Here is a 24,888-nt window from a genome sequence, read left to right as displayed (position 1 = left end):
GAATGAACTAAGTCGGAGCCACCGAACTCCGAGATATGCAGACGCAGGATATCCAATCTGACAAGGGCATCGGCTTTGCGGTGCTGTTCTCCGTCGTCACCGTCATCGCCGCCGCGTGGATGGTCGCCGCGGGCGACCAACTCACGACGGCGATCTCGTTCGCCGTCGCCATCATCGCCGCCTGTCTGGCCGTCGTCGGCGCGCACGCGTTCTGGTGATATTTCGAAGAGTTGACTAATGTCTGACGAAAACGGTTAAGAGCCGAACTCCCTTACCACCGATGAAAATGAGTGAGTACACCGACGAAGAACAGCGGATAGTCGCCTACCTGCGCGAGAGCGTCGGCGCGGGCGAGCGATACTTCCGGGCGAAGAACATCGCCGAGGCCATCGGCCTCTCCGCCAAGCAGGTCGGTGCGCGCCTCCCTCGACTCGCGGAGAAATCCGAGGACGTGGAGATAGAAAAGTGGGGCCGCGCCCGGTCGACGACGTGGCGCGTCACCGTCGGGTAGGTCGGGTGGCTTTTTTACTCTCCTCCCGTAGCCGAGTTACATGACCGTCCGCGTCAGCAGAGCGTTCGAGTTCGACGCCCCGCCGGAGGCCGTCTGGGAGTTCATCGCCGACCCCGGGCGACGCGCGGAGGCCATCAGCGTCGTCGAGAGCTACGAGGTCGACCCCGAGACCAACGAGGCGACGTGGCACGTCTCGCTGCCCATCCCCCTCGTGCGTTCGACCGCGACCGTCGAAACCGAAGACGTCGAGCGCGACCCGCCCCGGTTCGTCCGCTTCGTCGGCACCTCGAAGGTGATGCGCGTCACCGGCGAGCACACCATCGAGAAGACCGAGACGGGGAGCCGACTCCGCAACGAGTTCGTCGTCGACGGCAAACTCCCCGGCGTCGAGAGCTTCTTCAAGCGCAACCTCGACCGGGAACTCGAGAACTTAGAGGCGGCGCTCCGAGCGGATTTAGAGTGACGGCCTGACTGTCGGCGCTCGCTCGTCTCTCTCCCCCCCTTCTCGTTCGATTTTGCGTCCGGTTCCACCGTCTTCCGTCCGTCCGGGACCGTACGGGTCAGTTCTCTCGGTGCGCGTCGTCGACACCGCCCGTCCGGCCGCCGCACATCCCGCCGGTGTGCTGCGTCTTCGCATCACCCGGAGGGTTTATCCTCTTGCCACACTTAGCCGATATTGCCGACGTACAGACGCTTTTCTCGTCTAGTCGGCACGACCCGCCGCACCACGGCCGTAGTGAACGGGGTCCGCTACGGCATCGACGCGCTGCGGCGTCACGCGGGCACGCTCTCGAACCCGGCGGGGGCCGACCGCATCACGACGCCGCTCAACCGCGCGCTCAGAACCGCACTGCGCGGCGTGAGGAAACGCCGCGCGCGGTTCGTACTTCACGCTCTCGAGCCACGCGACCGTCCGGAACGGAAACGAAAGAGGAGCGAAAGCGGACCGCCGGTTCGACCGGTTCAGTCCTCGCGGGTCTTGATGTCCGCCGAGAGTCCCTGCGCCATCTGGATGTCCTTCGAGTTGTTCAGCGTCCACGCCGTCCGCTCGGTGACGGCCTCGATGACCTCGCGAGCGCTGGGGTAGCCGTTACCCGACTTCTTCACGCCGCCGAACGGCAGGTGCACCTCCGCCCCGATGCAGGGGAGGTTGCCGTAGGCGAGACCGATTTCGGCGTTGTCGCGGAAGTAGTTTATCTGCCGGTAGTCCTCGGAGATGATGGCTCCCGCGAGGCCGTAGTCGGTGTCGTTGTGGATGTCGACCGCCGTCTCGATGTCGCCGGAGTACTTCAGGAGGGCGACGTGGGGGCCGAACACCTCCTCGTGCGTACAGCGGAGATTCTCCTGTGCGTCGGCCTCGTAGACGAACGGGCCGACCCAGTGGCCGTCCTCGTGGCCCTCGGGAATCTCGTCGTCGTCGAGTTCGGTTCGGTCGACCAGCACGTTCACGTCCTCTCGCTTCGCGAGTTCGTTGTACTCGGTCACCTTCTCCTTGTGGCCCTCCTCGATGAGCGGACCCATGAACGTCTCCTCCTCGAGGGGGTCGCCGACCGAGACGTCCTTCGCGACTTCGACGAACCGCTCTTTGAACTCGTCGTAGACGTCCTCGTGGACGACGAGTCGCTCCGAGGAGACACAGCGCTGCCCGGTCGTCTTGAACGACGACATGACCGCCGAGTGGACGGCGATGTCGAGGTCGGCCTCCTCGGTGACGACGATGTTGTTCTTCCCGCCCATCTCGCAGGCGGCGAGTTTGCCGGGTTGGCCGCCGACCTTCGAGGCGATCTCCTGTCCGACCTCCGCGGACCCGGTGAACAGCACGGTGTCGACGCGGTCGTCGTCGACGATGGCCTCGCCGGTGTCGCCGAAGCCCTGCACCATGTTGAACACGCCGTCGGGGATGCCCGCCTCCTCGAACATCTCCGCGATGATCTGCCCGCACCACGGCGTCTGCTCGGCGGGCTTCCAGACGACGGTGTTACCCTCGACGAGGCTGACAGCCATGTGCCAGAAGGGGATGGCCACCGGGAAGTTCCACGGGGTGACACAGCCGACGACGCCCCGGGGCTTCCGGCGCATGTAGGCGTCCTTCGCGGGAATCTCGGAGGGGACGACGTCGCCCTTCGGGTGGCGGGCGTCGCCGGCGGCCCACTCGACCATGTGCCACGCCTCGGTGACGTCGGCCTTCCCCTCGCTTATCTCCTTGCCGCACTCCTTCGTGACGACTTCGCCCAACTCCTGGTGGCGCTCTTTCAGTTCGTGGTAGATATCCCAGAGGTACTCCGCGCGGTCGATGTGCGAGAGCGCCTGCCACTCTTCTTCGGCCTCGGTCGCGGCCGCGAGGGCGGTGTCAACGTCGTCCGGTGTGCCCCGGCGGAACTCGCCCAGCGACTTCCCCGTCGCCGGGTTCTCCGACTCGAACGTCTCCTCGCCCGTCCCGTCGGTCCACTCGCCGTCGATGTAGTGTTGGTAGACTTCGTCGTGATTCGCCATACAAGAGGTATTCTCGAACGTCACTTAATAATCGGCCTCCCTCCCATGGACGGCGGAGCGTCGTCCGCCCCGTGCGGTCGAGTCCCGCCCGTAGGGGATCGTGTACCAACAGCGAACGATATATCACCGGGTAGCGCGAGAGCGTGGTGTATGGGCACACGCGGAGCAACGCAGACGGGGACGCGTCTGACTCTCGACCTCTGGCACCCGCGGTGTTGGGCGATAGAGTCGACCAAGAGACGCTCCGGGGGCATCCTCGCGCACGCCATCTACCACGCGCCCGAGACGGAGGCCGAGACGAGCGCGGTGAACGGGCTGTTCACCGCCTACGGCGACTCCGCGGCGGAGGTGGAGGCGCTGTTGGACGAGATTCAGGCCTCCGAGTACGGCGGCGAGGTCAGGGAGCTACAGGAGCGGTTCGGACGGACGGCGGCGCGGGTCGCCCCCGGTCAGGTCGCCCGCGAGTTCTTCTTGGAGTACGACCCCCGAGAGATGATCTGTCCGACGCTGCTCGAACACGGGTTCGTCCACAGCGCACCGACGCGAATCGAGGACGGGACGGAGTACTGGGACGTCTGTTTCACCGGCGAACGCGGCGAGGTGGGGACGGCGCTGGACGCGGTTCGCGAGGCGTCCGGCGCGGAGATAACCGTCGAGCGCATCGCCTCCTCGGAGACGGTCGACTCAGAGCGGGTGCGACGACTCGGGACGCTGACGTCCACCCAGCGGGAGGTGTTCGAACTCGCGCGAAAGCGGGGCTACTACCAGTGGCCGCGCGGCGTCTCGACGCGCGAACTCGCCGCGGAGGCGGGCGTCTCGAAGACGACGCTGCTCGAGCACCTGCGGAAGGCCGAGTCGAAGCTCCTCGACCCGGACGGCGAGGAGGCGTAGAGAGAAAAGAGGAGAGCGGGGACGAGGACGTACGGACGCGGCGATTCAGCCGAGGACGGCGCGCAGTGCGAACAGGGCGTTCTCCTTTCTCTCTCGCACCCGCCGCGCGAAGTAGGAGGCCCACTTCGGTCCGTACGGGACGTACCGGTAGACCGGAACCGAACCGACGAGCCGTCGCTGGACGTTCTCGCGGACGCCCATCAGCATCTGCACCTCGAACGGCGTCCCGTACTCGCGGTGGCAGTCGACGGCGTGGTTTATCATCCCGATGTCGTGGCTGCCGACGGCGACGCCGTCGTCGAACTCCCGGAAGGCGAACTCGATGTACTCGCGGTACTTCTCGTCCACCGTCGACTTCTCGCGGTAGGCCACCTCGTCCGGTTCGTCGTACGCGCCCTTGACGAGGCGGACCTTCCCGGGCACGTCGGCGAGTCGCTCCAGGTCCTCACCGGTGCGCCGCAGGTTCGCCTGCACGCAGACGCCCACGTCGCCGTACTCGCGGGCGTTCTCCTCGAAGGCGTCGAGCGTCGCGTCCGTCGTCTCGTGGTCCTCCATGTCCACCCAGACGAAGACGTCGCGGTCGGTCGCGTGCTCGACGATTCGACCGAGGTTTCGACGGAACACGTCGGCGCCGACGTCGAGGCCGACCTGCGAGGGCTTCACCGAGATGCAGCAGTCGAGGTCCCGTTCGTCGATGCGTTCGGCGAGTTCGACGTACGCCTCCGTGTCCGCGGCCGCGTCCGGTCGCTGGTCGTAGTGCTCGCCGAGGAGGTTCGCGATACCTGCGATGCCCTCCTCGTTCGTCTCGGCGACGTAATCGAGCAACGTCTCGGCGTCCTCTCCGGCGACGAAGTTGTCCGCGACGGGTGGTATCATTACCTCATGGGTAGGTGCGGGGTCCCTTAGAGGCCGACCCGACCATGTACGCCATCGGTTCGATTCGGAGGGGGCCTACCCGCACCGTCGCCAGTGCGCCGACTCCTCGAGACCCGGTAGCGCCTCGCGGATGTCCGTCTGGACGGCCCCGTAGAACCGCTCTCGACCGACCGGCGTGCGGACGCGCAGAACGTCCGTGTGGTTCGTCACGCGGAAGACGGAGAGTCGCCACGGCGCGTCCGCGTGCGTCCACTCGCTCTCGCGAGTCGACTCCTCGTCGTCGACGACGCGCGACCCCAACTCCCAGCTCAGACGGGTCAGACACCGGACGTCCAACGGGACGGCGTCGGGAAGGTCGACGCCGCTGCCACTCTGCGATGCGTGGGTAGCCATATCACGTCACAGACGTCCCCGAATAAAAAGTATATTCGTTCAGGAACGATACGCCGACCGGCAGACGGGGAGCGGGTGAGCGATGGACGGTGCTGGCGTGCATGAGTATACGGCCACCAGAGACACCTTCCCCGACGCCGTACCTTAGCGCGTGTCAGAATCAGGACTCACTCCGCAGGAAGAGGGCGCACTCCGTCGCGTCCGACTCCTCGCGGATCTGATGGACGACGCCGTCACGGTTCCGGGCACGGACAGACGCATCGGCCTCGACGCCCTGGTCGGCCTCGCCCCGGTGTCGGGCGACCTCGTGACTGCAGTCATCTCGATGTACACGGTCGGCGAAGCCGTCCGCGTCGGCGCCGAACCGAACGTCATCGGAAAGATGCTGCTCAACATCCTTCTCGACTTCGGCATCGGGTCGATTCCGGTCCTCGGCGACATCTTCGACGCCATCTTCAAATCGAACGTCCGGAACGCGGAACTGCTCGAAGAGCACCTCACAAGCCGATAGCGCGGTCGGCTTCCCGGGAGTGCAGAACTGTTTGCGGATGACCTCGCGCGCCCGTTCGAGGGCCCGTCGACTCGGTCCGGTCCGTTCGGCGGACAGTACTTCTTCGGCGTGCGCGTCGCTCACTCGTCCGAGCGTCGGGTTCGGCCCCGAACTACGTGGCGCGCTGTCCGATGACGCCTTTCAGCGCCGCGGCGTCGAAGTCGTGGTCCGGCCGGATGTTGACGAAATCGAGGAAATAGATGGCGGCGAGCAGGTCCTCGGGAGTGTGCGATTCGAGCGCGGCGTCCACCGTCGCCTTCGCCCCGATGAGCGGTTCCATCGCGGCGAGGGCGCACGCGAGGTCGTACGACCAGGAGTCCTCGGCGCCCTCGTCGCTCACGTTCGTCGCGTCGATGAAGTAGACGTCGTCGTCGACGATGAGCACGTTCTCGGCGCGCAGGTCGCCGTGCGCGAGTCCGTGTTCGTGCATCGTGTACAACGCCTCGAAGACGGCCGGTGCGAGCTGTTTCTCCCGTTCGCGGTCCAGTCGGTCGAGCGACTGGAAGTGGGGCAGATACTCGAGTACGAGCACGCCGAAGCCGTCCACCTCGAACGCCTCGACGGGTTCGGGGGCGTTCAGCCCTATCTCGCGCATCCGGCGGGTCGCCTCCAGTTCGTGTTCGGCCATCTCGAGGGGCGTCCCGAAGTGCTCGAAGAATCCCTCGGTGCCCGAGGAGAACGCGCCGAGGTTGCGCCCGGTGGTGAACAGGGCGTGGACCAGCGAGTTCTGCTTCGAGATGACTTTAACGAACCACTCGTCGTCGACGACCATGGGGGTGGAGAGCCAGTTGTCGGCTTCGAGGAAGCGCACGTGCAGTTCCTCGCGTCCGTACCGTTCTCGGAGTTCGCGGACGATAGCCTCCAGACGGGGCCAATCCACGCGCCCCCGGACGAGGCGGCGGAGTTCCATGAAACTGAGTAAAGAGCGCGGGGGGTATAACTGTCCTGTCCGATTCTCGCCCGCGGCCGACCTCAGTCCGATCCCGCGGTTCGGATGGTCAACACCGGCACGTCCGACTGTCGGACGACTTTCTCCGTGACGCTCCCGAGGAGGTAGCGGTCCAGTCCGGTCCGGCCGTGCGTCCCCATCACGACGAGGTCACAGCCCTCCTCGTCGGCGTAGTCGTGTATCTCCTCGGCCGGGATGCCGGTCCTGACCGCCGTCGTCACCGATACGTCCTTCGAGCGCACGTAGTCGGCCACCTCGTTGACGACGGCGTCGCCGTGACCGCGGCCCGCCTCGAAGACTGCCTCGGCGTCCAACGCCCACTCGCCCTGTCCGGCCGACCGGATGTCGACGACGTAGAGGACGTGAATTTCGGCACCGTACGTGCTCGCGAGGTTGACGGCGTGTTCGACCGCTCCGTCGGCGGGACCGCTTCCGTCGGTCGGAACGAGGATGCGCTTGTACATACCTCCCAGTTCGCCACCCGGTTTCAAAGCCGCGGCGGCCGTTCTCACTCCCCGGGAACGGATTCCTCACGGTCGTTCGATTGGTTTATTGCGCCGACGGCGGAACTCACCCGCATGGACTTCGAGTTGCCCTCCGAGCACCGGATGATACGCGACACCGTCCGGGAGTTCTGCGAGGAGGAGATTTCGCCCATCGCACAGGAGATAGAGGACGAACACCGCTTCCCCGAGGAGGTGTTCGAGGAACTGGCCGGCCTCGATATGCTCGGCGTCCCCGTCTCCGAGGAGTACGGCGGACTCGGCGGCGACCAACTCATGTACGCGCTCGTCACCGAGGAACTGGGTCGCGTCTCCGGCGGCATCGGCCTCTCCTACGCGGCGCACGTCAGCCTCGGCTCCAAGCCCATCGAGGCGTTCGGCACCGAAGCGCAGAAAGAGCGCTGGCTTCGCCCCCTCGCGGAGGGCGAGCACCTCGGCGCGTGGGCGCTGACCGAACCCGGGTCGGGGTCCGACGCCAGCGACATGGACACCACCGCCGAGAGGGACGGCGACGAGTGGGTGCTGAACGGCACCAAGCAGTTCATCACGAACGCCAACGTCGCCGGCTCCGTGCTCGTAAAGGCCGTCACCGACCCCGGGGAGGGATACGACGGCATCTCCACGTTCATCGTCGACCCCCGGAACGACGACGGTTTCGAGGTGACGACGGTGTGGGAGAAGATGGGGCTGAACTCCTCGCCGACGTGCGAACTCGCGTTCGACGACGTCAGACTCCCCGAGGACCGACTGCTCGGCGAGGAGGGCGAGGGCTGGACGCAGACGATGCAGACCTTGGAGGGCGGCCGCATCTCCATCGCCGCGCTCTCGACCGGACTCGCGCAGGGCGCCTACGAGGCGGCGAAGACGTACGCCGGCGACAGAGAGCAGTTCGGCAAGCCCATCTCGAAGTTCGACGCCATCCGCGACAAGCTAGTCGACATGCACAGGAAAACCGAGCGCGCGCGCCTCCTGACGCACAAGGCGGCGACGCGCTACGACGCCGGCGAGAGCGTCACGACGGAGTCCGCGCTGGCGAAACTCGACGCCTCCGAGGCGGCCCGCGAAGTCGCGGAGGACGCCGTACAGGTGCTCGGCGGCTACGGATACACCGAGGATTTCGCCCCGCAGCGGTTCTACCGCGACGCGAAACTGATGGAGATCGGCGAGGGGACCAGCGAGATTCAACACCTCGTCATCGGTCGGCAGTTGGGGCTGTGAGCGAGAGGGCCGAACGCGAGAGCAGCACCGACAGCACCTCCGCGGGGTCGTCTTCGGGCGAGACGCACCGCGCGTACCACCGGAGCATCGCGGCGAAGACGGCGCCGATGTCGTCGCCGTCGAGGTGCGCGTCGAACGTCCCCTCGTCCGTGCGCGCGGCGATGCTGACGAAGTAGTCCGGTCGCTCTCCCTCCCCGTCGGAGTCGGCCGTCTCCGTCTCGGCGCTCTCGTTCTCCCTCGAACGCTCGTTCTTCGACCGCCTCTGACCGCCCGTTCCGATATCTTCGCCGCGTCGCGTCCGCGGGGTCCGGTCTCGCCGCGCCGTCGCGGGGTCGTCGCGGGCGGTGGCGACGACGTACCGACCGTCGCCGAGGGCGGTCACGCTCGGGTCGCGGCGGAAGTCCAGTTCCTCCGGCGCGAGAGGTTCGCTGTCGTCCATACCTCACGTGGCCTCCCCCCGGGTATCGTTATAGACGGCGTGACGAGCGAACGGGAAGTCGTAACCACCGCTTTCGCGCGTTCATCGAGCGGTTAAATCGACGCCTCCGCCGGCGACCGGTGCGCGGAGCGGCGGGAGGTACCGACGGCGGGACTCAGGGACGAGTCAGGACGAGAGGGACGACGCTCGTGTCTCCGTCCGCGTCGGGGGCGGCGTCCGCGCCCAACGACGCCGCGAACTGCTCGCGGTGGACCGCGCGCAGGGCGTCGCCCTCCCCGTCGGTGACCTCGAGGGCGGCGAGGAACTCTGCCCACACCGACGGTTCGACGGCGAGGAAGTACGCCTCCTCGCGTCGTTCCGCGAGGGGTTCGTACGGCAGCGTCCGTCGCCACTCGTAGACGATGTCGTCCACGCCGGGCAGCGACCGGACGCCTCGCTGATGGTCGGCGACGACGCGGCGGAGTCGGGTCTCTTCGACGCCCGACTCGCGTGCGACGCGGCCGAGGACGGCGTCGTCGAACGCGGCGAGGGGGTCACGCGGGTCGGTGGGCATATCCGTCCGAAGGAAGTCGACCGACTTCAACGCGCGGCTTCCCCGCCTCCGCGGCGCGGTGAGGTGGTTTCAATTACCCGCTCGTCCTACGACGGGCCATGCCCGAAGACACCGTCACGAACGACGGCGACGCGCCGCGCGTCGTCGTCGCCGGCGAGACGCTCATCGACTTTCTCCCGGATCGCGAGGGCTCTCTCCGCGACGTGGAGTCGTTCACGCGACGCCCCGGTGGCGCCCCGGCGAACGTCGCCGTCGGCCTGTCCCATCTGGACGAGACGCCCGCGTTCTCGACGCGGGTCAGCGACGACCCGTTCGGCGACTTCCTCGTGGAGACGCTGGTCGAGGCGGGCCTCGACACCGAGTTGATCGAACGCGACGCCGAGGCGAAAACCTCGCTCGCGTTCGTCGCCCTCGGCGAGGAGGCCGACCGCGGGTTCTCCTTCTACCGCGACCGGACGGCCGACACTCGAATGGAAGTCGGCGGCGTCCCCGACGCGACGCTTGCGGCGGCCGAGTGGGTCCACGTCGGCGGCGTCACGCTGACCGACGAACCCGCGAGAGAGGCGACGTACGACCTGATGCGCCGCGCTCGTGACGCCGGGGCCACGGTGTCGTTCGACCCCAACGCCCGCCCCGAACTGTGGGACGAGTTCGACTACGGCGACTCGGTGGCGACGGCGTTTGGACTCGCCGACGTGGTGAAGGCGACGCCCGAGGACCTCGCGGAACTCGACTACGAGGGCGACCCGGCTGATATCGCCCGCGATATCGCCGAGGAGGGACCGCACACGGTGTTCCTGACGCTCGGCGGCGAGGGGTCGCTCGCGGCGACGACGCCGGCGTCGCCGTGGGCCGGCGAGGGCGAGGAGTCGGTCGTCTCGCACGGCGGCTACGAAGTCGACCCCGTGGACACCACGGGCGCGGGCGACGCCTTCACCGCCGGGATAGTCGCGGCGCTCGTCGACGGAGAGACGCTCTCGGAGTCACTCGAGTTCGCAAACGCGGTGGCCGCGGTGACGACCACCGCGGCGGGCGCGATGACCGCGCTCCCGGACCGCGAGGCGGTCCGGGCGTTCAGAGAAAGCGAGTCCTAACTCGACTACTTCGCGAGTCGTTCGGCGATGCGCCGGGCGCCCTCGGCGGGCGCGAGGTCAGGCCGTTCGGCCGAGGTGGCCTCGACGTCGCGGTTCAGTTCCTCCGAGAGGCGCGTCTCGAACTCCTCGACGATGCCGGGGATGCACGCCATCCCGCCCGTGAGGACGATGGGCTTCGAGAGCGCCAACTGGTAGGGCTTCATGTGGTCGTTGGCCAACTCCGCGAGGAAGTTGTTCGCCACCTCGTCGACGGCGTCGTCGAGGTAGTCGTCCAGGGGTTCCATCACCGAGCGCTCGATGGTGAACTCGTGCGACCCGCCGCCGGGTTGCTGGATGACGTCGGTGAACGCCTCGAAGTCGTCGAAGTCGGCGTGCTCCTCTTTGTACTCGCGGGCCGTCGTCAGGTCGACGTTGACGCGCCCCTGCGTCTCCTCCTCGACGGCGTTGGCGATGCGACGGTCGACCTCGTTGCCGGTGACCGCGCCGGAGACGAACGGCGAGAGCTGTTCGCCGTGTCGGTACGCCGACGCCTCGAGGTTGGTCGATCCCATGTTGACCGCGACGAACACGCTGTCGATGGCCTCCAAGTCGTCGCCGAACGCCGGAATCGCCCCGCAGAGCGACTCGGGGAAACTGCGGACCAGTGCGCCCCCCACCGGACTCTCCTCGATGACCCGGTTCAGGTTCTTCAGACCGGGTTCGTTGTCGATGGTCGGAATCGCGTAGACGACGGCGCTGTCGTCGTCGAGGCCGTTCGCGTTCACGAGTTCGGTGAAGAACTTCTGCGCCGAGGCCGCCCCCTCGTCGTCCTCGGGCAACCCGGAGCGGAGCATGTACTCCACCCTGTCGGGGTACTCCTGTGCGGCCTGCTCCCCGTACAGGACGCGCTCGTCGCCGGTTATCGGGTCCTCGTACGTCGCGAGGCAGGTGAGCGTCCGGACCGTCTTCAGTTCGTTATCGTCGTCGTAAAACTGGAGTATCGTCCGCGTACTTCCCAGTTTCACCCCGACGGGCGTCGGCCCGTCGGCGGTTTCGTCGTCGAACGTTGCGTCTTCGTCTGCTCCATCCTCCGCCATACCCCCTCCGTGGCGTAACTGGGATAAAAGTCTTGTCCGTCATTCGACCAGTCAGCACGGAAGACAGGATTGGAAAGCGACCGATGGTCAGCGGCGTCGGGACCGGGCGGGTCGAATCGTGGGTTCTTCGTCGACTCCCCCCGCCATCGAGGCGAGTTGCGCGACGTGGAGGAGGCTGAGGTGGTGGTCGTCGACGTCGAACTCCGATGTGTCGGAGACGTTACCGGAGAAGCCGATGAGGTAATCGTGCAGTTCCGTCTCCACCTCTTCGGTGATCCAGTCGACGGCGTAGTAGTACCGGAGGGCGTCCATCGTCCGCTTGAAACCGCCCTTCAGGACGAGGAACTCGAGCCAATCGAAGACGACGCGCTCGGCGGCGTACTCCTTCGGCACGTCCGAGAGGTAGGGCTTTTCTAACGACCCGCCGGCGGCCGACGTCTCGTGGATGAGCAGTTGTTCGAGTTGGTTGTTGCGGAGAGCCTCCCCGGCGCGGCCGCGGGGGCGGTCGCGTACGGGTTGGTCGAAGCGGAACTTGCCGACCTCCTCGAAGTCGTACGGCCCGCCCGAGCGGCGTTCGTAGCCGAGTTCGTCGTACCCCCGGTCGCCGTCGTCCCGTCGCCGACCGCCGAGACCGTAGCGGTCGGCGAGGCGGTCGGCGCGGCGGACCTGGTCGTGCGCCCGGGCGTGGTCGCCGTAGCCCTCGTAGGGACGGCGGAGGCCGTCGTCGCGACGCGGCCCTCCGCGTCGGTCGACGTCGTAGTCGTCGTAGCCGTCGCGCCGATCGGCGTCGTCGTAACCGCAGCCCTCGTCGTACCGGTCGCGGCCGTCTCGGTAGCCGAATCCGTCGTCACCCCCGTCTCGGGTCGATCGGTCCCGCGAACGGCGGGAGTTCCCGCGGGGCGGTCGCCCGCCGTCGCGGCCCCGCCGACGCTCGTCGTCGGTGCCGTTTCGGTCGCTGCGTCGTTCGTCGGCGATGCGCCGGAGTTCACGTAAATCGTAGTTGTCGGGATCTATCTTCATGTCCTCACCTCGCACGCAGACGACGCGACGGCGTCGTACGGTCGACTCCGCCGGGTCAGAGACGGGGGCGTGTTGTCGGAAAACAACCACGGACGATTGATAAACTTGCCCCCGAGAATATCACCTTAGATAATATGTGGTGGGTCGTTGCGTTCACTTGTCGGTGGGGCCCACATCGGACGAGACGCGCCCCCCGTCGGCGCTGGGAGTCGGGACCGGGTCGGAGTCGGGTCCGTCGTCGGGGTTGAGCGCGGTATCGCTATCGAGTCCGCTCCCGTCGAACGACTCGCCCGCGGCCGTCCGCTCCATCACCTCGCGGTAGGAGTCCGCGTCGTCGCGCTGGTCGCGCAGGTCGTCGCGCATCTGGGCGACGCCCGCGAACACCTCGCCGAACTCGTCCTCGCGGCCGACTTCGAGCTCCGTCTCCAGTTCTCCCGACCGGAGTCGCGCGACGGCGGTCGCCAGTTCGTCGAGCGGTCTGACGGTGATGCGACGGAGCAGGTAGCCGACGCCGGCCAAAGAGACGACGGCGAGAGCGACGATGAGGAGGACGTGCGTCCCGACGGTGTCCTGCAGGGCGTACGCCGTCGACGTCGGTACGTAGACGAGGACGACCGAACCGTCGCCGGACGGCGCGTACGCCAGGAGGTGCCGCACGTCCATCGCGCCGTCGGCCTCCCGTTCGACGACGCCCGATTTCCCGCTGACTGCGCCCGCGAGAATCGGGCTCTCGGCGTCTAACCCGCCCGCGTCGGACTCGCCGGAAGTGAACATCGGCGTCCCCTTCTCGGAGACCACCGTGACGAACGAGCCGTTCATGTTCGTCTCGAGGCGCGATTCCAGCACCGACACGTCGGCGGTGACGACGAGGACGCCGTTCGACTTGCTCGACACGCTGGAGGCGAACGCGACGACCCGCTCTCCGGACGGCGACGTGTACGGGTCCGACCGCACCACGTCGTCAGCGAAGCGCGACCCGGCGTCCGAGACGAAGGTCGTGTCGCGCCACGGCCGCTCGCCGACCATCGAGTCGTTCGAGCTGGCGATGACCTCGCCCGAGCGTGCGTCCGCGTAGTGGATGGCGGTGTAGCCCAGCGGGAGCTTCGCCCGCTCGGACTTCAGATTCTCGTTCAGGATGTACGACGGGGTGTCGTACATCTCGTAGGACGAGAGCATCCGGGTCGTCTCGCGACGCTGCTGCATCCACTCGCCGAGCTGGTTCGCCTGGAGCCTGGCCGTCTGCTGGACGTCCCCGTGGGCGGTCGACTGCACCTCCGCGGCGACCGTCCGGTACTCGAAGGCGGCGACGCCGGCGAAGAGGACGATGACGACGAGAAACAGCGAGGCCAGCTTCCCGGCGTAGCTCCGCCGAATCTGCCGGGGGAGGAGAGTCCTATTCTCGGAGTCGGTGCTCGGAGTCAGGAACGGAACGCTCGGAACGGAGCGTGCGCGTACGCGCTGGGAGACGCGTCGTACTACGGAACGGAGCCAATTCATGACCGTTTGTCATGTGAATCACGAATAAACCCACCCTACTTAGTATCAAATCAGATAACGTACGGGAACGCGGTCGGGGTTCAGAGCGTCGTCTCGCCGACGTGCGCGCTCCTGACGCGTAACTCGCCGGTCGAGGCGACGAGTTCGAGCGACCGGCCGTGGTTACCGCCGACGTCTTCGGCGACCACGCGGATGCCCTGCCGCGCGAGGGCCTCCTTGGCCGCGGCGACGTTCCGGTCGCCGATGCTGCCGTCGGCGGAGGAGAACTCGAACATCGTGCTCCCGCCGGCGAGTTTGGCCTGCATCCGATTCGGGTCCGCCCTCTCCTCGACCATCGCCCGGACGAGCGCCGGCACGACGGTGTCGGCGTACTTCGCTTCCGTGGCGTCCCCGTCGGCGTAGGGCAGCATCGCGTGCGCCAACCCCGCGACCCCGGACTCCCGGTCGTGGAGGGAGATTCCGACGCACGACCCGAGACCGCTCGTGGTCAGGGTGGCGTCGCCGGACACGACGGCGTAGTCGGCGATGCCGACTTTCGTGCGATCCGACTCCGAACGCGTCGTGGTCGTGGTGCTCGTGTATACTTTCATCGTGGTGCGTTCGGGACGGCGGAATCGCGGTGTCGCGAGCTCACTGCGTCGACTGCGCTTCCACCGATAGGCGATCCAGCGCCTCGCGGAGTTCCGCCTCGTTCGGGAGCGCGTAGATATCGCAGGTGAACTCGTCGTTCGCGGTCCGAATCGCCGAGTCGATGAGGAACGCGTACTCCTGGGCCTGGGCGAGTTCGGTCGCCAGGGGGTCGATGATGGCCGAGCCGATATCGTCGACGTACGTGGGCGGGGAGATGTCGATAGTGGTCTCCAGCGCGTTCGCCCAGCCGTCGATGAACCCCGAGGTGACGATGTTTCCGATCTCCTGGATGGCGCTCTGTTGCATCGCCGAGTCCGCCTCCATCCCGGGCATGAGCGCGTCGGCCACGCTGTCTGCCGACGCCTCGTCGAACAGGATGGCGATGTAGCCCGAGGGCGTTCCCATGAACTCCAAGACGACGCCCTTCCGCGTCGCGTCCGTGAGCTGCATCGGCACCGCCTCGATGGGGACGAAACTGAGTCGGCTGACCTCGACTACCGACTCCATGCCGGTCATCGCCGTCAGGTCGTCGGAGGCCTGTTCGGCCCCGTCGGAGATCATCCCGGAGAACGACGTGAACGTCTCGATGGGGACGCTTCCGACGCCCCCATCGCCCGCGACGTTCGAGATGGTATCGATGGAGTCGTGGGTCGGCAGCATGTAGATGTGAAAGCCCACCTGCTGGTCGTCGGTATCGAGTTGGTTTCGGAACGCGAGGACGTGATCCTCGCCCGTCGCCATCCTGAACCCGGAATCGCCGGTGATGTCTTCGAGCGCACCCTCCGTCTGGATGTCCACGAACGTCGGCGTCGTGATGTCGATGGAGGTGTCGAGGTAGTTGGCCCACCCGTCGAGGAAGCCTCCGAGCATGATGTTGCCGAGCTCCTTCAGCCCGCTCGTGGCCATCTCGCTGTCGGGTTGGTCCGCGGCTCCGGGGACGAGGGCGTCGACGAGTTGGACCGCTTCCTCCCGGTCGAACGCGAGGATCGTTCGTCCGTCGATTCCGCCGTTGAACCCGATGTGGACCGTCACGAGGTCCTGTTCACGGAACTCGCGCTCGACGTCGGAGCGGGTGCTCACTTCGATTTTCGTCACCTTGACGAACGTCTCGATGCCGGTGAGCTGCGAGAGCGACCCGGCCGCTCGCTCCGCTCCCGAGTGAGCGAGACGGCTGAAGGTGCGCAGCGACTGGACGTCGAGATTCATGCCTCGACGCTCACCACGTCGTCTATCGCTTGGAGGACGTTGGGCTTCTGGAACGGTTTCGTGATGTAGCCGTCCGCGCCGGCTTCGACGGCCTCTCGCATCTTCTCTTCCTGCCCGACCGACGTACACATGATGACGGAGGCGTTCGTGTCCAGCGATTTGATCTCCGTCGTCGCCTCGATACCGTTTCGGATGGGCATCACGACGTCCATCGTGACCACGTCGGGTGAGAGTTCGCGGTACTTCTCGACCGCTTCGACGCCGTTCTCCGCCTCGCCGACGACTTCGTGTTCGCCGTCGAGCAACTGCTTCAGCAGGTTTCGCATAAACGCTGAGTCGTCCACGACCAGTACGGTGCTTGCCATGCACCTTCCTTCCGGGAATCTAACTATAAACTCTTCCCCCTCATTATCATCTATGATACGACAGGTTGCTGAGGGGACCGTCCGCCGAGTCGGCTCCCCGCGTTAGTCTCGTTCGGACGGCGGAATACGGAGTCCGTCGCCGGCCAGCGCCTCGATGAGATCCGCGATGGAGTCGTCCGGCGTCAGGTCGTGTTCGCGCAGCACGGGCGCCAACACTTTCGTCGGGAACGTCACGTCGGTGTCCGAGGCGAGAAGGAGGATGCCCAGCACCTCCGAGGTGGACGCGTCGGCGTCGACCTGTCCGGCGTACCACGTCGCGACGTTCCCGAACGCCGCGGCGACGTCGTCGGAGAAACACTCTCGGTGCGCGACGGAGCCGTCGAACGCGGCGGTGAGCGAGAAGCCGTAGGCGGCGTTCCGGTCGGAGACGTATCGATTCGTCTGCTGTGCGGCGAACTTCCCCCGTTCCTCCAGCGAGCGGTCGTCTTCGGCGGCCTCGCCGTCCTCGACCGTCGGCGTGCCGTCCCGGTCGGTGGCGACGACGAACCGTCCCTCGCCGAGGTCCGCGACGCGTTCGCTCGCCGCGTAGTTCAACTCTCTCGGTCCGACGACTCCCTCGCCGTCCCGGCGGGAGGGCTCTTCGTCTGGAGGGTCGTCGGACGCCATGCTCCGTGGTGGCTTCGGCGAACTATTAAGCCCATCGCCGGGTTCGGACCCGCATCGACACCAACGAGCGCCTCACCGCGGAGTGCCTTACGAGCGGATTAATCGACGACCGACCGTCGTCTCGGTAGGATAACCAACACATTCACATTAACTCACGACAGAGGTATCTCCGTCTATGGAGTCTGACAGGACCCTCGCAGCGCTCGGCAACGAATACAACCCCGATATCTTACGCGCCGCGGACGAACCGCACTCCGCCCAGGAGTTCAGTAACATGCTCGACATTCCGATCGCGACGTGCTACCGGCGCATCGAGGAACTGACGGCCGCCGGCCTCCTCGAACTCCACGACAGGGTCCTCTCGGACGAGCACCGGCGAACGAACGTCTACCGACGCGAGGTCGACGAGATTGTCATCCGCTTCGACGGCCAGGAGTGCAACGTGCAGGTGACCGAGCGCCCCGAAGTGAAGAACAAACTCGACGACGTCTGGCGGAAGATCGCGCAGGAGTGAGTCCACGCGTCCGCGCCGAACGCCCTCGTCACTCCTCCCTCTTCTCTCCGAGCTGTTAACGAACTGTTAACTCACACGCGTACGCGTAGGGATATCGGTATCCCGCGATCGGCGGTTTGTTATCATTAAAGATATTCAGGGCCGTAGGATTATGTAGTCATCCCTGATTGTCTGGGTCGTAGGTCGTCACCTCCGGCATGGGGGTGGGGGACCGAACTGGAGATACAAAATACATGTTCGAAAAATTTGAAACCGATCGCGGTCAGGTCGGTATCGGTACGCTCATCGTGTTCATCGCGATGGTCCTCGTCGCGGCAATCGCCGCCGGGGTCCTCGTGAACACGGCGGGCTTCCTGCAGGCGACGGCGCAGGACGCAGGGCAAGAGAGCGTTAACAAGGTCACCAACCGCGTCGACGTCGTCAGCACGCACGGTATCGTGAACGACACCGGCAGCGGACTCGCCGTCGACAGTCTGAACCTGACGGTTCGTCTGGCGGCCGGGTCCGGCAGCGTCTCTCTCGAAGATACGACCATCAAGTACCTGAGCAGCGACACCGCGCGAAATCTCATCTACAAGAATGCGACGACGGATGCCGATGGGACAACGCTTGGACCAGTCCACAAGTACAACAGCAGCGGGAATAGCAAGGGTCTGAACTCGACGGAGTTCACCGCCTACGCGCTCGAAGACGGCGACGACACCTCGTTCCCCGTCCTCAGCAACCAGGGCGACCGCTACGAGCTCATCATCAACACGTCCGTTGTCGAGGCGAACGGTGCGGGCGTCAGCACGGGCGACTCCGTGAAGCTCGAGATTACGAGCCGCTCCGGCGGTTCCAGCCAGGTCATCCTGACGATGCCCCAGCAGCTCGCGGGCAAGGACGACAACGACCCCATCGCCCTCTAAGAAGTGAGTAAAATGTTCAAAAACATATTCAACGAAGAAGACCGCGGTCAGGTCGGTATCGGTACGCTCATCGTGTTCATCGCGATGGTCCTCGTCGCGGCGATCGCGGCGGGCGTCCTCGTGAACACGGCGGGCTTCCTGCAGGCGACGGCGGAGGACGCCGGCCAGCAGAGCGTTAACAAAGTGACGAACCGCGTCGAAGTGCTGAACACGCACGGCGTCGTCGGTAACGAGAGCAACATCCAGGGTATCAACATGACGGTCCGCCTCGCGGCGGGTTCCAGCAGCGTCGACATGAACGAGACATCGATCAAGTATCTGAGCTCGAAAACCGTTCAGACGTTGACGAACCAGACGACCACGGACGGCGACGGTACAAATGAGGTCGCTGACGCCGACGAATTCGGTCTTACTATGGTCACCGATGACGATGGTTCGTTCGGCGTCCTCAACAGCATGAACGACCGCTACGAGGTTACACTTGACACCGCTGACATCGAAACCGGTAACGATGGCGCGGACATCAACAACGGTCTCACGACGGGCGAACAGGTCACCCTCGAGATTACCAGCCGCACGGGCGGCACGACGCAGGTTATCCTGACGATGCCCCAGCAGCTCGCCGGCAAAGAAGTGGACGACCCGGTCGAACTCTAAGTTCACCGATACCCTCCGCATCGTTTTCGACTACTTCTCATTTCTTCGTGAACTCAACCCCCGAGCGGCAGGACTACGGGAACGTCTGAATAGATACTGCAGGCAAACGTGAGAAACGAGCCGTCTACTCTAAGTCGCCTTCCTCACCGAACCACGGCGGCGACTCGCCGACCATGGAGAAGCCCGCGGCCTGCTCGTAGATCTGGATGCCGCCCTCGTTGATCTCGAGGGGGAACATCGAGTTCTTGATGGACTGCTTACGCATCTTCGCCACCCAGACGTACCGGTTGCTCGTCGCGCCTGCGGGGCTCTGAATGAGGTAGATGTTCCCGTCGGTGAGGAAGTTCTCCAGTCCGATTTCGGTCTCGGGGAAGATGGCCGACTGCTCGGTGGTCAAAAGCGAGGTCAGCCCGCTGTCCTTCAGGATGTCGATGAACTTCAGAAGGTAGTGGCGCTGCTCCTTCTCGTCCTCGAAGAACAACTGGAACATCGTCAGCGAGTCGAGGACGAGGCGGTCGTAGGAGGTGTCCTGCAGGTCGCCGAGGATGCGGTCGAGCGTGGAGGAGAAGTCGCCGTCTCGGAGGAGCGTACGCTTGTCGTACACCTTGATCTTCCCCTCGTCGACGTACTCCGACCAGCGGTCGAAGCCGATGGACTCTGCGGCTTCCCGAATGTCGTCTTCGGCCTCCTCGAAGGTGAGGTAGATTCCCCCCTCGTCGTATTTGTCGACGCCGTTGTAGAGATACTGGAGGCCGAGGATACTCTTCCCCGTCCCGGGGTTGCCGCTGATGAGTACCGCGGCGTTCCGTACGATGCCGCCGTTGAGGATGGAGTCGAGGCCTTCGACTCCGGTTTTGACGAGATCTGACATAGATGATGACTCCGTGTAGACTATCGGTTCGCTTATCGGGGTTCCACCCGGATAATTCTTCTCACACGCTCGGTGACACCCGAACGCGGCGTGGAGGCCGGTCCAAAAATATCGTATCACGGCTGATAATTTGGTGGGAACATTCTTGTACCGATGACTGTTCATCTGAGTCAATGCTACCTGTTTCCCCGACGTCGGAGTACTCATCCGGCCGGGAGTCGACGCGACGCCGGTGTGAGGGCCGTACGTCGCCGTCGGACAGAACGCGGGTTGGAACGGCCCGCCGCACGCAACGGAGGCGAGTCGGATGGGAATGACGGACTGGATACACGGCGAGGACGAGGAGACACGGTCAGAGGACGAGGGAACGAGCCTCGCCACCGACGGCCTCGGCTTCGACGAGGACCTCGACGACTTCGGAGACGACTTCGGCGACTTCGACGACGATCTCGAGGGGTTCGACGACGAGGACGACGAGTTCGGCGACGGCGGAGCTGCCGACCCCGGCGCCATCGCCGACCTCGAAGACCGCGTCTCCGACCTCGAAAACGAGGTCAGCGCGACGTCGTCCGGCATGAACACCGTCCGCGAAGAGAACAAACAGATAGGCGAAACCGTCGAGGAACTCGACGACACCATCCGGAAACTGCTCGACATCTACGAGATGGTGACGCGCGGCATCAACCCCTTCGTCGACGACGCCCGCGAGATGGGCGGTCTGGAGGGCGGCGGGTCGTTCGGCCTGTTCGAGGCCGAAGAGGAGGAAGAAGAACACCTCGACCCCGCCGTCGCCAGCGCCGACGCCGAGAGCTTCTTCGACGAGGACTTCGGCGAACTCGACGCCGACGAGGCGGCCCAGGAGGCGGAGTTGGCCGCCGAGGACGAACTCGCAGAGAACGAGCGGGAAGACCCCTCCGAGATACTCGGCGAGGAGGATCCCATCGTCGACGAGGAGGACGAACAGGAGTCCTCCGGCGGCGGGTCGAGCTTCGACGATCTGAAGGCCGAGTACGAGGAGGACGGGTGGGAAGACGACGAAGAGGAGGACGAAGACGAACTGGAGGCGGTCGACGACGGCCCTCTCGACGCGGACGACCTGGCCGTCGGGGACGCCGACGTGCCGACGACCGAGGAACTCCTCGGCGAAGAGGCGGCCGAGGAGGAATCGACCGACGACGCCGACGAGTCGGACGCCTCCGAGGACGACGGACCCGAATCGGAGGAGGCGACGGACGCGTTCGAGTTCGCCGAACCCACCGCCGAGTCGGAGCCGGTCGAAGCGGACGCGACGGCCGCCCGGTCCTCGCAGGACGCGAACGCGGACGCAGATTCGGATGTGGGTGCGGAGGCGAAGGCAGACGCGGACGTCTACCTCGCGACCCTCCCGGCGAGTTACGTCGCCGAGTCGGTGGCGCTGGAGTGGACGCAGTTCCTCGTCTCCGTCGGCGGCGCTATCGGCGCCGCCCGCGCGCTCCGACAGTACCGCGAACAGGAGTGGATCTCCCGTCCCGTCGAACGGCAGATGAACGCGCACGTCCGTAACGCCGCCTCGGCGACGACGGCGGAGGAACCGCAGGACCTGCGCGTCGAACACCACAAAGAGAGCCTCACGTACGTCAGTCGACTCGCCGGCGACGTCGCCGAGGCGCGTCTGCTCGAGGCGCTATCGCACCGAGGAGGGACCCGTGGGATTCGGCGTTAGCGGTTCGGCCGCCATCATCTTCCTCGGTGTTCTCATCTGCACGGGGACGCTGTACACCGCGACTGCCGGGAGCGCAGAGCGACTCACCGACGCGAAACACGCCGACAACGAGCGCCTGCTCGAACGGCGAAACACCGCCGTCGACGTCACCTCCGCGACCTACACGGGCAACGAGTCGAACGGCTACACGGTGAGCGTCCGGATAGAGAACACCGGGACGACGACGCTGTCGGTGAACGACACGTCCGTTCTGCTCAACAACGAGTACGTCGAACCGAGCCAGTTCGACGTCGTCGAAGTCGACGGCGACGGCTCGACCGACATCTGGGCGTCGGGTCGGACGCTCGAACTGGAGTATATGACCGACGAGAAGCCCGAGACGGTCACCGTCGTCACGGGTTACGGCGTGAGCGACACCAACGTCACGGTGGTGGGCTGAATGGCGGACGTCTCCGCACCGACGCTCATCCTGTTCATCGCCAGCCTCGTCATCGCGGCGGGCGTCTCGGGCGTCCTCATCAACACGGTGACGGACATCAGCAGCGCCCTCGACGACCGGGGGGCGGACGTATCGAGCAACATCCGCACGGACGTGGAGATAATCAGCGCCGCCGAACCGAACGTCTACGACGCGACCAACGGGACGCTCACGCTGTACGTGAAAAACACAGGGACTAGGTCTCTCCCAGCGACCGGTCAGACGTTCGACGTCATCGTCGACGCGCGGTATCGAACGAACGTCACCGTCACCATCGCGGACGGCGAGTCGGCGTGGAGACCGCACGGGGTGGTCAAAATCGTCGTCGGCGATCTGAACCTCGACGCCGGCGACCACCGCGCGACGTTCGTCGTCGACGGCGACGAAGAGACGTTCCAGTTCAACATATAAATGAAGTCGAATCAATTCTCACTCGGGCTGCAACAGCACGACCGGCTACAGAAGGAGCTCGGCGGGGGTATCCCCCGCGGCGCTATCGTCCTCATCGAGGGCGACTACGGCGCCGGCAAGAGCGTCCTCTCACAGCGGTTCACCTACGGCTTCAGCCAGGAGGATATCGTCACCTCGCTCATCTCCACCGAGTTGGGCGTCCGCGGCTTCCTCGACCAGATGCACTCGCTGTCGTACCACATGGTCAAGCCGCTGCTCGACGAGGAGGTGCTCTTCATCCCCGCCGAGATAGACGCCTCCGGCGCCCTCACCGGCGGCGCGGCGTCCGAGCGCAAACAGCTCCTTCGGCGGTTGATGGAGGCCGAGACGCTCTGGGAGGCGGACGTGACCATCATCGACACGTTCGACGCCATCCTCCGCAACGACCCGCAGTTCGAGGCGCTCATCCGTCAGAACGAGGAGCGACAGGCCGCCCTGGAGATCATCTCCTTCTTCCGCGAACTGACGACGAAGAACAAGACCATCATCCTCACCGTCGACCCCTCCACGGTCGACGAGGACGCCATCGGCCCGTTCCGCTCCATCGCCGACGTCTATCTCAAATTGGAGATGGTCGAGGTCGGTAACGACGTGCGTCGGAACATCTTCGTCAAGCGGTTCGCGGGGATGGGCGAACAGGTCGGCGACCGCATCGGCTTCTCGGTGCGGTCCGGCATCGGCATCGTCATCGAGAGCAGGAGCGTGGCCTGATGGCGACCGAACACGGCTCCGCGAAGCTCTCGGACGAACTGAAACAGCACGCCATGCGGTGGGGTCACCTGCGCGAGCACCTCAAGCGGTTCCGGCAGATCACGGGCGAGTTCCCGATGCTGGTCGAGGAGGCCTCCGGCGAGTACGAGTCCCGCCGACCGAACATCATCTACCACCTCGGCGGCCCCATCTACGCGCAGGTGTACGGCAACTTCGGCGAGACGACGAAGTACTACGCCATCGAACCCGAACTCGACGAGGGCGAGCGGGAGATATTCGACCAGGTCAAAGACAAACTGCTCGAACGCTCCGTCTCGAAGCCCGCCCCCGAGGCCGACGTGGAGTACGAGGACCGCATCCAGGAACTGCTGGAGGAAATCGTCATGCTGGAGGGCCAAGATCGCGGCCGCGTCCACGAACTCATCCAGCGGCTGGACATCGGTCCGCTCCAGGTGTCCGAGGAGACGTACGAGAAGATACAGTACCGCCTCGTGCGCGACATCGTCGGTCTCGGGCCGCTCGAACCCATCATGCGCGACCCGGCGAACGAGGACATTCACGTCATCGGGCCCAACCAGGTCGACGTCGACCACGGCGTCTACGGCCTGCTGGAGACGACCGTCGAGTTCGACTCGAAGGCGCAGTTCGACAACTGGCTCCGCAACATGGGCGAACGCATCGGGGACCCCGTCTCCGACGCGCACCCCATCGTCGACTCGACGCTCCCGGACGGGTCGCGTATCAACATCATCTACTCCGACGACGTGTCGCTGAAGGGGTCGAGTCTCACCATCCGCCAGGGCGACGACGTTCCCCTCTCCGTGTTCCAGATCTGCAAGTGGGGGACGCTCTCGCCGGACCTGTGCGCGTACCTCTGGATGGCGCTGGAGAACGAGCGGACGATATTCGTCGTCGGCGAGACGGCGTCGGGGAAGACGACGACGCTGAACGCCATCCTCTCGTTCATCCCGCAGGACTCGAAGATCTACACGGCGGAAGACACCGCCGAGGTGCTCCCTCCGCACGACACGTGGCAGCAACTCCTCACGCGCGAGGGGCGCGGCGCCGATTCCGAGGTGGACATGTTCGACCTCGTCGCGGCCGCCCTGCGTTCCCGGCCCGACTACATCATCGTGGGGGAGGTGCGTGGCGAGGAGGGCCGCATGGCGTTCCAGGCGGCACAGACGGGTCACCCGGTGATGCTGACGTTCCACGCCTCCGACATCGTCTCGATGATCCAGCGGTTCACCGGCGACCCCATCCGCGTGCCGGAGACGTTCATGTCGAACTGCGACATCGCCCTGTTCCAAAACCGGGTGAAGCGCGGTAACGACACGCTTCGGCGCGTGACGAGCGTGCAGGAGATAGAGGGCTACTCGAAGGAGATGGGCGGCGTCGTCACCCGCGAGGCGTTCTACTGGGACCCCGTCGAGGACGAGATCGTCTTTCAGGGTCGGAACAACTCCTTCATCATGGAGGAGAAAATCGCGACCCTCCTCGGCTACGACGACACGCGGAAGATCTACGACGACATCGAGTACCGCGCGGAGATCGTCCGCCGGGCCATCCAGGAGGATATCACCGGCTACCACGAGGTGAACGAACTCATCGAGTCCTTCCAGCGCGACGGCGCCGAGGGGCTCCCGTTCGACATGGCGAGGATCTGA

30 protein-coding genes are annotated in these 24,888 nt (G+C 65.5%); 15 read left to right on the top strand and 15 right to left on the bottom strand.

Features of this window, described 5'->3' with window-relative positions:
• Positions 1 to 35: 35 nt before the first annotated feature.
• The 3 genes from C474_RS20770 (at position 36) to C474_RS20760 (ending at position 974) form a co-directional block, all read left to right on the top strand.
• Entirely contained in the window at positions 36 to 218 is a 183-nt protein-coding gene (locus C474_RS20770) for a DUF7525 family protein (RefSeq protein ID WP_008390334.1), read from the top strand.
• A gap of 68 nt (positions 219 to 286) precedes the next feature.
• Positions 287 to 511, top strand: coding sequence for a DUF7123 family protein (locus C474_RS20765; protein WP_008390333.1), 225 nt, complete (start codon positions 287 to 289; stop codon positions 509 to 511).
• Positions 512 to 551: 40 nt separating this feature from the next.
• The gene (locus C474_RS20760) at positions 552 to 974 is read left to right on the top strand and encodes a CoxG family protein (protein WP_008390332.1); all 423 of its coding nucleotides are present in this window, start codon (positions 552 to 554) and stop codon (positions 972 to 974) included.
• Positions 975 to 1,474: 500 nt separating this feature from the next.
• Here C474_RS20760 and C474_RS20755 read toward each other — a convergent pair whose 3' ends face one another.
• Positions 1,475 to 3,004, bottom strand: a complete 1,530-nt coding sequence (locus C474_RS20755) for an aldehyde dehydrogenase family protein (RefSeq protein WP_008390331.1) — start codon at positions 3,002 to 3,004, stop codon at positions 1,475 to 1,477.
• Between the two features lie 150 nt (positions 3,005 to 3,154).
• On the opposite strand from C474_RS20755, the gene C474_RS20750 reads away from it, so the two are divergent.
• The gene (locus C474_RS20750; RefSeq protein ID WP_008390330.1) at positions 3,155 to 3,895 is read left to right on the top strand and encodes a helix-turn-helix domain-containing protein; all 741 of its coding nucleotides are present in this window, start codon (positions 3,155 to 3,157) and stop codon (positions 3,893 to 3,895) included.
• Between the two features lie 45 nt (positions 3,896 to 3,940).
• Here C474_RS20750 and C474_RS20745 read toward each other — a convergent pair whose 3' ends face one another.
• Positions 3,941 to 4,771, bottom strand: coding sequence for a proline dehydrogenase family protein (locus tag C474_RS20745; RefSeq protein WP_008390329.1), 831 nt, complete (start codon positions 4,769 to 4,771; stop codon positions 3,941 to 3,943).
• A gap of 75 nt (positions 4,772 to 4,846) precedes the next feature.
• Positions 4,847 to 5,164: a hypothetical protein gene (locus tag C474_RS20740; protein WP_008390327.1), complete on the bottom strand. Its 318-nt coding sequence runs from the start codon at positions 5,162 to 5,164 to the stop codon at positions 4,847 to 4,849.
• Positions 5,165 to 5,315: 151 nt separating this feature from the next.
• On the opposite strand from C474_RS20740, the gene C474_RS20735 reads away from it, so the two are divergent.
• Positions 5,316 to 5,675: a DUF4112 domain-containing protein gene (locus C474_RS20735; RefSeq protein ID WP_049917228.1), complete on the top strand. Its 360-nt coding sequence runs from the start codon at positions 5,316 to 5,318 to the stop codon at positions 5,673 to 5,675.
• Positions 5,676 to 5,826: 151 nt separating this feature from the next.
• Here the strand turns inward: C474_RS20735 and C474_RS20730 are convergent, their stop codons facing one another.
• Together C474_RS20730 and C474_RS20725 are read right to left on the bottom strand one after the other, a co-directional pair.
• A complete protein-coding gene (locus C474_RS20730) occupies positions 5,827 to 6,624 on the bottom strand; it encodes an RIO1 family regulatory kinase/ATPase domain-containing protein (protein ID WP_008390324.1) in 798 nt (265 codons plus the stop codon).
• Positions 6,625 to 6,686: 62 nt separating this feature from the next.
• Entirely contained in the window at positions 6,687 to 7,127 is a 441-nt protein-coding gene (locus tag C474_RS20725) for a universal stress protein (RefSeq protein WP_008390321.1), read from the bottom strand.
• Between the two features lie 114 nt (positions 7,128 to 7,241).
• On the opposite strand from C474_RS20725, the gene C474_RS20720 reads away from it, so the two are divergent.
• Positions 7,242 to 8,384 carry an acyl-CoA dehydrogenase family protein gene (locus tag C474_RS20720; RefSeq protein ID WP_008390319.1) on the top strand — a complete coding sequence of 381 codons (1,143 nt, stop codon included), beginning with the start codon at positions 7,242 to 7,244 and terminating at the stop codon, positions 8,382 to 8,384.
• On the opposite strand, the gene C474_RS20715 is transcribed toward C474_RS20720, so the two are convergent.
• Complete coding sequence (locus tag C474_RS20715) at positions 8,359 to 8,823, bottom strand: DUF7500 family protein (protein ID WP_008390317.1); 465 nt, start codon at positions 8,821 to 8,823, stop codon at positions 8,359 to 8,361. The genes C474_RS20720 and C474_RS20715 overlap by 26 nt on opposite strands.
• A 154-nt stretch (positions 8,824 to 8,977) precedes the next feature.
• Complete coding sequence (locus C474_RS20710; RefSeq protein WP_008390315.1) at positions 8,978 to 9,376, bottom strand: hypothetical protein; 399 nt, start codon at positions 9,374 to 9,376, stop codon at positions 8,978 to 8,980.
• 98 nt (positions 9,377 to 9,474) lie between these two features.
• Here C474_RS20710 and C474_RS20705 point away from each other — a divergent pair, with 98 nt between their 5' ends.
• Positions 9,475 to 10,470: a carbohydrate kinase family protein gene (locus tag C474_RS20705; RefSeq protein WP_008390313.1), complete on the top strand. Its 996-nt coding sequence runs from the start codon at positions 9,475 to 9,477 to the stop codon at positions 10,468 to 10,470.
• 5 nt (positions 10,471 to 10,475) lie between these two features.
• Here C474_RS20705 and C474_RS20700 read toward each other — a convergent pair whose 3' ends face one another.
• The 7 genes from C474_RS20700 to C474_RS20670 form a co-directional block, all read right to left on the bottom strand.
• Positions 10,476 to 11,546 carry an acetate and sugar kinases/Hsc70/actin family protein gene (locus C474_RS20700; protein ID WP_008390312.1) on the bottom strand — a complete coding sequence of 357 codons (1,071 nt, stop codon included), beginning with the start codon at positions 11,544 to 11,546 and terminating at the stop codon, positions 10,476 to 10,478.
• Between the two features lie 87 nt (positions 11,547 to 11,633).
• Entirely contained in the window at positions 11,634 to 12,566 is a 933-nt protein-coding gene (locus C474_RS20695; protein ID WP_008390310.1) for a FlaD/FlaE family flagellar protein, read from the bottom strand.
• A 153-nt stretch (positions 12,567 to 12,719) separates the two neighbouring features.
• Positions 12,720 to 14,063, bottom strand: coding sequence for a HAMP domain-containing protein (locus C474_RS20690; RefSeq protein WP_008390309.1), 1,344 nt, complete (start codon positions 14,061 to 14,063; stop codon positions 12,720 to 12,722).
• 80 nt (positions 14,064 to 14,143) lie between these two features.
• Positions 14,144 to 14,653 carry a chemotaxis protein CheD gene (locus tag C474_RS20685; RefSeq protein ID WP_008390307.1) on the bottom strand — a complete coding sequence of 170 codons (510 nt, stop codon included), beginning with the start codon at positions 14,651 to 14,653 and terminating at the stop codon, positions 14,144 to 14,146.
• Between the two features lie 40 nt (positions 14,654 to 14,693).
• Positions 14,694 to 15,899, bottom strand: coding sequence for a chemotaxis protein CheC (locus tag C474_RS20680; protein WP_008390305.1), 1,206 nt, complete (start codon positions 15,897 to 15,899; stop codon positions 14,694 to 14,696).
• The gene (gene cheY / locus C474_RS20675) at positions 15,896 to 16,264 is read right to left on the bottom strand and encodes a chemotaxis protein CheY (protein WP_008390303.1); all 369 of its coding nucleotides are present in this window, start codon (positions 16,262 to 16,264) and stop codon (positions 15,896 to 15,898) included. The genes C474_RS20680 and cheY overlap by 4 nt, the downstream gene beginning before the upstream one ends.
• Positions 16,265 to 16,366: 102 nt before the next feature.
• Positions 16,367 to 16,930 (bottom strand): DUF7500 family protein, encoded by a 564-nt coding sequence (locus tag C474_RS20670; RefSeq protein ID WP_008390302.1) that lies wholly within the window; start codon positions 16,928 to 16,930, stop codon positions 16,367 to 16,369.
• Positions 16,931 to 17,105: 175 nt separating this feature from the next.
• On the opposite strand from C474_RS20670, the gene C474_RS20665 reads away from it, so the two are divergent.
• The 3 genes from C474_RS20665 (at position 17,106) to C474_RS20655 (ending at position 19,009) form a co-directional block, all read left to right on the top strand.
• Positions 17,106 to 17,444 carry an ArsR/SmtB family transcription factor gene (locus tag C474_RS20665; RefSeq protein WP_008390300.1) on the top strand — a complete coding sequence of 113 codons (339 nt, stop codon included), beginning with the start codon at positions 17,106 to 17,108 and terminating at the stop codon, positions 17,442 to 17,444.
• Positions 17,445 to 17,677: 233 nt separating this feature from the next.
• The gene (locus C474_RS20660) at positions 17,678 to 18,352 is read left to right on the top strand and encodes an archaellin/type IV pilin N-terminal domain-containing protein (RefSeq protein ID WP_008390298.1); all 675 of its coding nucleotides are present in this window, start codon (positions 17,678 to 17,680) and stop codon (positions 18,350 to 18,352) included.
• Positions 18,353 to 18,364: 12 nt separating this feature from the next.
• Positions 18,365 to 19,009: an archaellin/type IV pilin N-terminal domain-containing protein gene (locus C474_RS20655; protein ID WP_008390296.1), complete on the top strand. Its 645-nt coding sequence runs from the start codon at positions 18,365 to 18,367 to the stop codon at positions 19,007 to 19,009.
• A gap of 124 nt (positions 19,010 to 19,133) precedes the next feature.
• Here the strand turns inward: C474_RS20655 and C474_RS20650 are convergent, their stop codons facing one another.
• The gene (locus tag C474_RS20650; protein ID WP_008390294.1) at positions 19,134 to 19,880 is read right to left on the bottom strand and encodes an RAD55 family ATPase; all 747 of its coding nucleotides are present in this window, start codon (positions 19,878 to 19,880) and stop codon (positions 19,134 to 19,136) included.
• A 307-nt stretch (positions 19,881 to 20,187) separates the two neighbouring features.
• Between C474_RS20650 and C474_RS20645 the strand changes: the two genes are divergently transcribed.
• From C474_RS20645 to C474_RS20625, 5 genes are read left to right on the top strand one after another with little or no spacing between them, the layout of a single operon-like run.
• The gene (locus C474_RS20645; RefSeq protein ID WP_008390292.1) at positions 20,188 to 21,582 is read left to right on the top strand and encodes a FlaD/FlaE family flagellar protein; all 1,395 of its coding nucleotides are present in this window, start codon (positions 20,188 to 20,190) and stop codon (positions 21,580 to 21,582) included.
• Positions 21,566 to 22,021 carry a flagellar protein f gene (locus C474_RS20640; RefSeq protein WP_008390289.1) on the top strand — a complete coding sequence of 152 codons (456 nt, stop codon included), beginning with the start codon at positions 21,566 to 21,568 and terminating at the stop codon, positions 22,019 to 22,021. The genes C474_RS20645 and C474_RS20640 overlap by 17 nt, the downstream gene beginning before the upstream one ends.
• Positions 22,022 to 22,471: a flagellar protein g gene (locus C474_RS20635; protein ID WP_008390287.1), complete on the top strand. Its 450-nt coding sequence runs from the start codon at positions 22,022 to 22,024 to the stop codon at positions 22,469 to 22,471.
• A complete protein-coding gene (locus C474_RS20630; RefSeq protein WP_008390285.1) occupies positions 22,472 to 23,221 on the top strand; it encodes an ATPase domain-containing protein in 750 nt (249 codons plus the stop codon). It abuts the gene before it with no gap.
• Positions 23,221 to 24,888, top strand: a complete 1,668-nt coding sequence (locus C474_RS20625) for a type II/IV secretion system ATPase subunit (RefSeq protein WP_008390283.1) — start codon at positions 23,221 to 23,223, stop codon at positions 24,886 to 24,888. Before C474_RS20630 ends, C474_RS20625 begins: the two co-directional genes overlap by 1 nt.

The organism is Halogeometricum pallidum JCM 14848, from assembly GCF_000337095.1.
Classification (GTDB): domain Archaea; phylum Halobacteriota; class Halobacteria; order Halobacteriales; family Haloferacaceae; genus Halogeometricum; species Halogeometricum pallidum.
This window is presented reverse-complemented; position numbering and strand designations above follow the sequence as displayed.

What these genes read in the sequence shown, in the direction of transcription:
- C474_RS20730 (WP_008390324.1), bottom strand. Translation starts at nt 6,624, where the DNA reads ATGGAACTCCGCCGCCTCGTCCGGGGGCGCGTGGATTGGCCCCGTCTG.
- C474_RS20715 (WP_008390317.1), bottom strand. Translation starts at nt 8,823, where the DNA reads ATGGACGACAGCGAACCTCTCGCGCCGGAGGAACTGGACTTCCGCCGC.
- C474_RS20665 (WP_008390300.1), top strand. Translation starts at nt 17,106, where the DNA reads ATGGAGTCTGACAGGACCCTCGCAGCGCTCGGCAACGAATACAACCCC.
- C474_RS20635 (WP_008390287.1), top strand. Translation starts at nt 22,022, where the DNA reads ATGGCGGACGTCTCCGCACCGACGCTCATCCTGTTCATCGCCAGCCTC.
- C474_RS20685 (WP_008390307.1), bottom strand. Translation starts at nt 14,653, where the DNA reads ATGAAAGTATACACGAGCACCACGACCACGACGCGTTCGGAGTCGGAT.
- C474_RS20765 (WP_008390333.1), top strand. Translation starts at nt 287, where the DNA reads ATGAGTGAGTACACCGACGAAGAACAGCGGATAGTCGCCTACCTGCGC.
- C474_RS20740 (WP_008390327.1), bottom strand. Translation starts at nt 5,164, where the DNA reads ATGGCTACCCACGCATCGCAGAGTGGCAGCGGCGTCGACCTTCCCGAC.
- C474_RS20645 (WP_008390292.1), top strand. Translation starts at nt 20,188, where the DNA reads ATGGGAATGACGGACTGGATACACGGCGAGGACGAGGAGACACGGTCA.
- C474_RS20770 (WP_008390334.1), top strand. Translation starts at nt 36, where the DNA reads ATGCAGACGCAGGATATCCAATCTGACAAGGGCATCGGCTTTGCGGTG.
- C474_RS20650 (WP_008390294.1), bottom strand. Translation starts at nt 19,880, where the DNA reads ATGTCAGATCTCGTCAAAACCGGAGTCGAAGGCCTCGACTCCATCCTC.
- C474_RS20745 (WP_008390329.1), bottom strand. Translation starts at nt 4,771, where the DNA reads ATGATACCACCCGTCGCGGACAACTTCGTCGCCGGAGAGGACGCCGAG.
- C474_RS20700 (WP_008390312.1), bottom strand. Translation starts at nt 11,546, where the DNA reads ATGGCGGAGGATGGAGCAGACGAAGACGCAACGTTCGACGACGAAACC.
- C474_RS20655 (WP_008390296.1), top strand. Translation starts at nt 18,365, where the DNA reads ATGTTCAAAAACATATTCAACGAAGAAGACCGCGGTCAGGTCGGTATC.
- cheY (WP_008390303.1), bottom strand. Translation starts at nt 16,264, where the DNA reads ATGGCAAGCACCGTACTGGTCGTGGACGACTCAGCGTTTATGCGAAAC.
- C474_RS20695 (WP_008390310.1), bottom strand. Translation starts at nt 12,566, where the DNA reads ATGAAGATAGATCCCGACAACTACGATTTACGTGAACTCCGGCGCATC.
- C474_RS20755 (WP_008390331.1), bottom strand. Translation starts at nt 3,004, where the DNA reads ATGGCGAATCACGACGAAGTCTACCAACACTACATCGACGGCGAGTGG.
- C474_RS20720 (WP_008390319.1), top strand. Translation starts at nt 7,242, where the DNA reads ATGGACTTCGAGTTGCCCTCCGAGCACCGGATGATACGCGACACCGTC.
- C474_RS20760 (WP_008390332.1), top strand. Translation starts at nt 552, where the DNA reads ATGACCGTCCGCGTCAGCAGAGCGTTCGAGTTCGACGCCCCGCCGGAG.
- C474_RS20670 (WP_008390302.1), bottom strand. Translation starts at nt 16,930, where the DNA reads ATGGCGTCCGACGACCCTCCAGACGAAGAGCCCTCCCGCCGGGACGGC.
- C474_RS20630 (WP_008390285.1), top strand. Translation starts at nt 22,472, where the DNA reads ATGAAGTCGAATCAATTCTCACTCGGGCTGCAACAGCACGACCGGCTA.
- C474_RS20725 (WP_008390321.1), bottom strand. Translation starts at nt 7,127, where the DNA reads ATGTACAAGCGCATCCTCGTTCCGACCGACGGAAGCGGTCCCGCCGAC.
- C474_RS20625 (WP_008390283.1), top strand. Translation starts at nt 23,221, where the DNA reads ATGGCGACCGAACACGGCTCCGCGAAGCTCTCGGACGAACTGAAACAG.
- C474_RS20680 (WP_008390305.1), bottom strand. Translation starts at nt 15,899, where the DNA reads ATGAATCTCGACGTCCAGTCGCTGCGCACCTTCAGCCGTCTCGCTCAC.
- C474_RS20690 (WP_008390309.1), bottom strand. Translation starts at nt 14,063, where the DNA reads ATGAATTGGCTCCGTTCCGTAGTACGACGCGTCTCCCAGCGCGTACGC.
- C474_RS20705 (WP_008390313.1), top strand. Translation starts at nt 9,475, where the DNA reads ATGCCCGAAGACACCGTCACGAACGACGGCGACGCGCCGCGCGTCGTC.
- C474_RS20750 (WP_008390330.1), top strand. Translation starts at nt 3,155, where the DNA reads ATGGGCACACGCGGAGCAACGCAGACGGGGACGCGTCTGACTCTCGAC.
- C474_RS20660 (WP_008390298.1), top strand. Translation starts at nt 17,678, where the DNA reads ATGTTCGAAAAATTTGAAACCGATCGCGGTCAGGTCGGTATCGGTACG.
- C474_RS20710 (WP_008390315.1), bottom strand. Translation starts at nt 9,376, where the DNA reads ATGCCCACCGACCCGCGTGACCCCCTCGCCGCGTTCGACGACGCCGTC.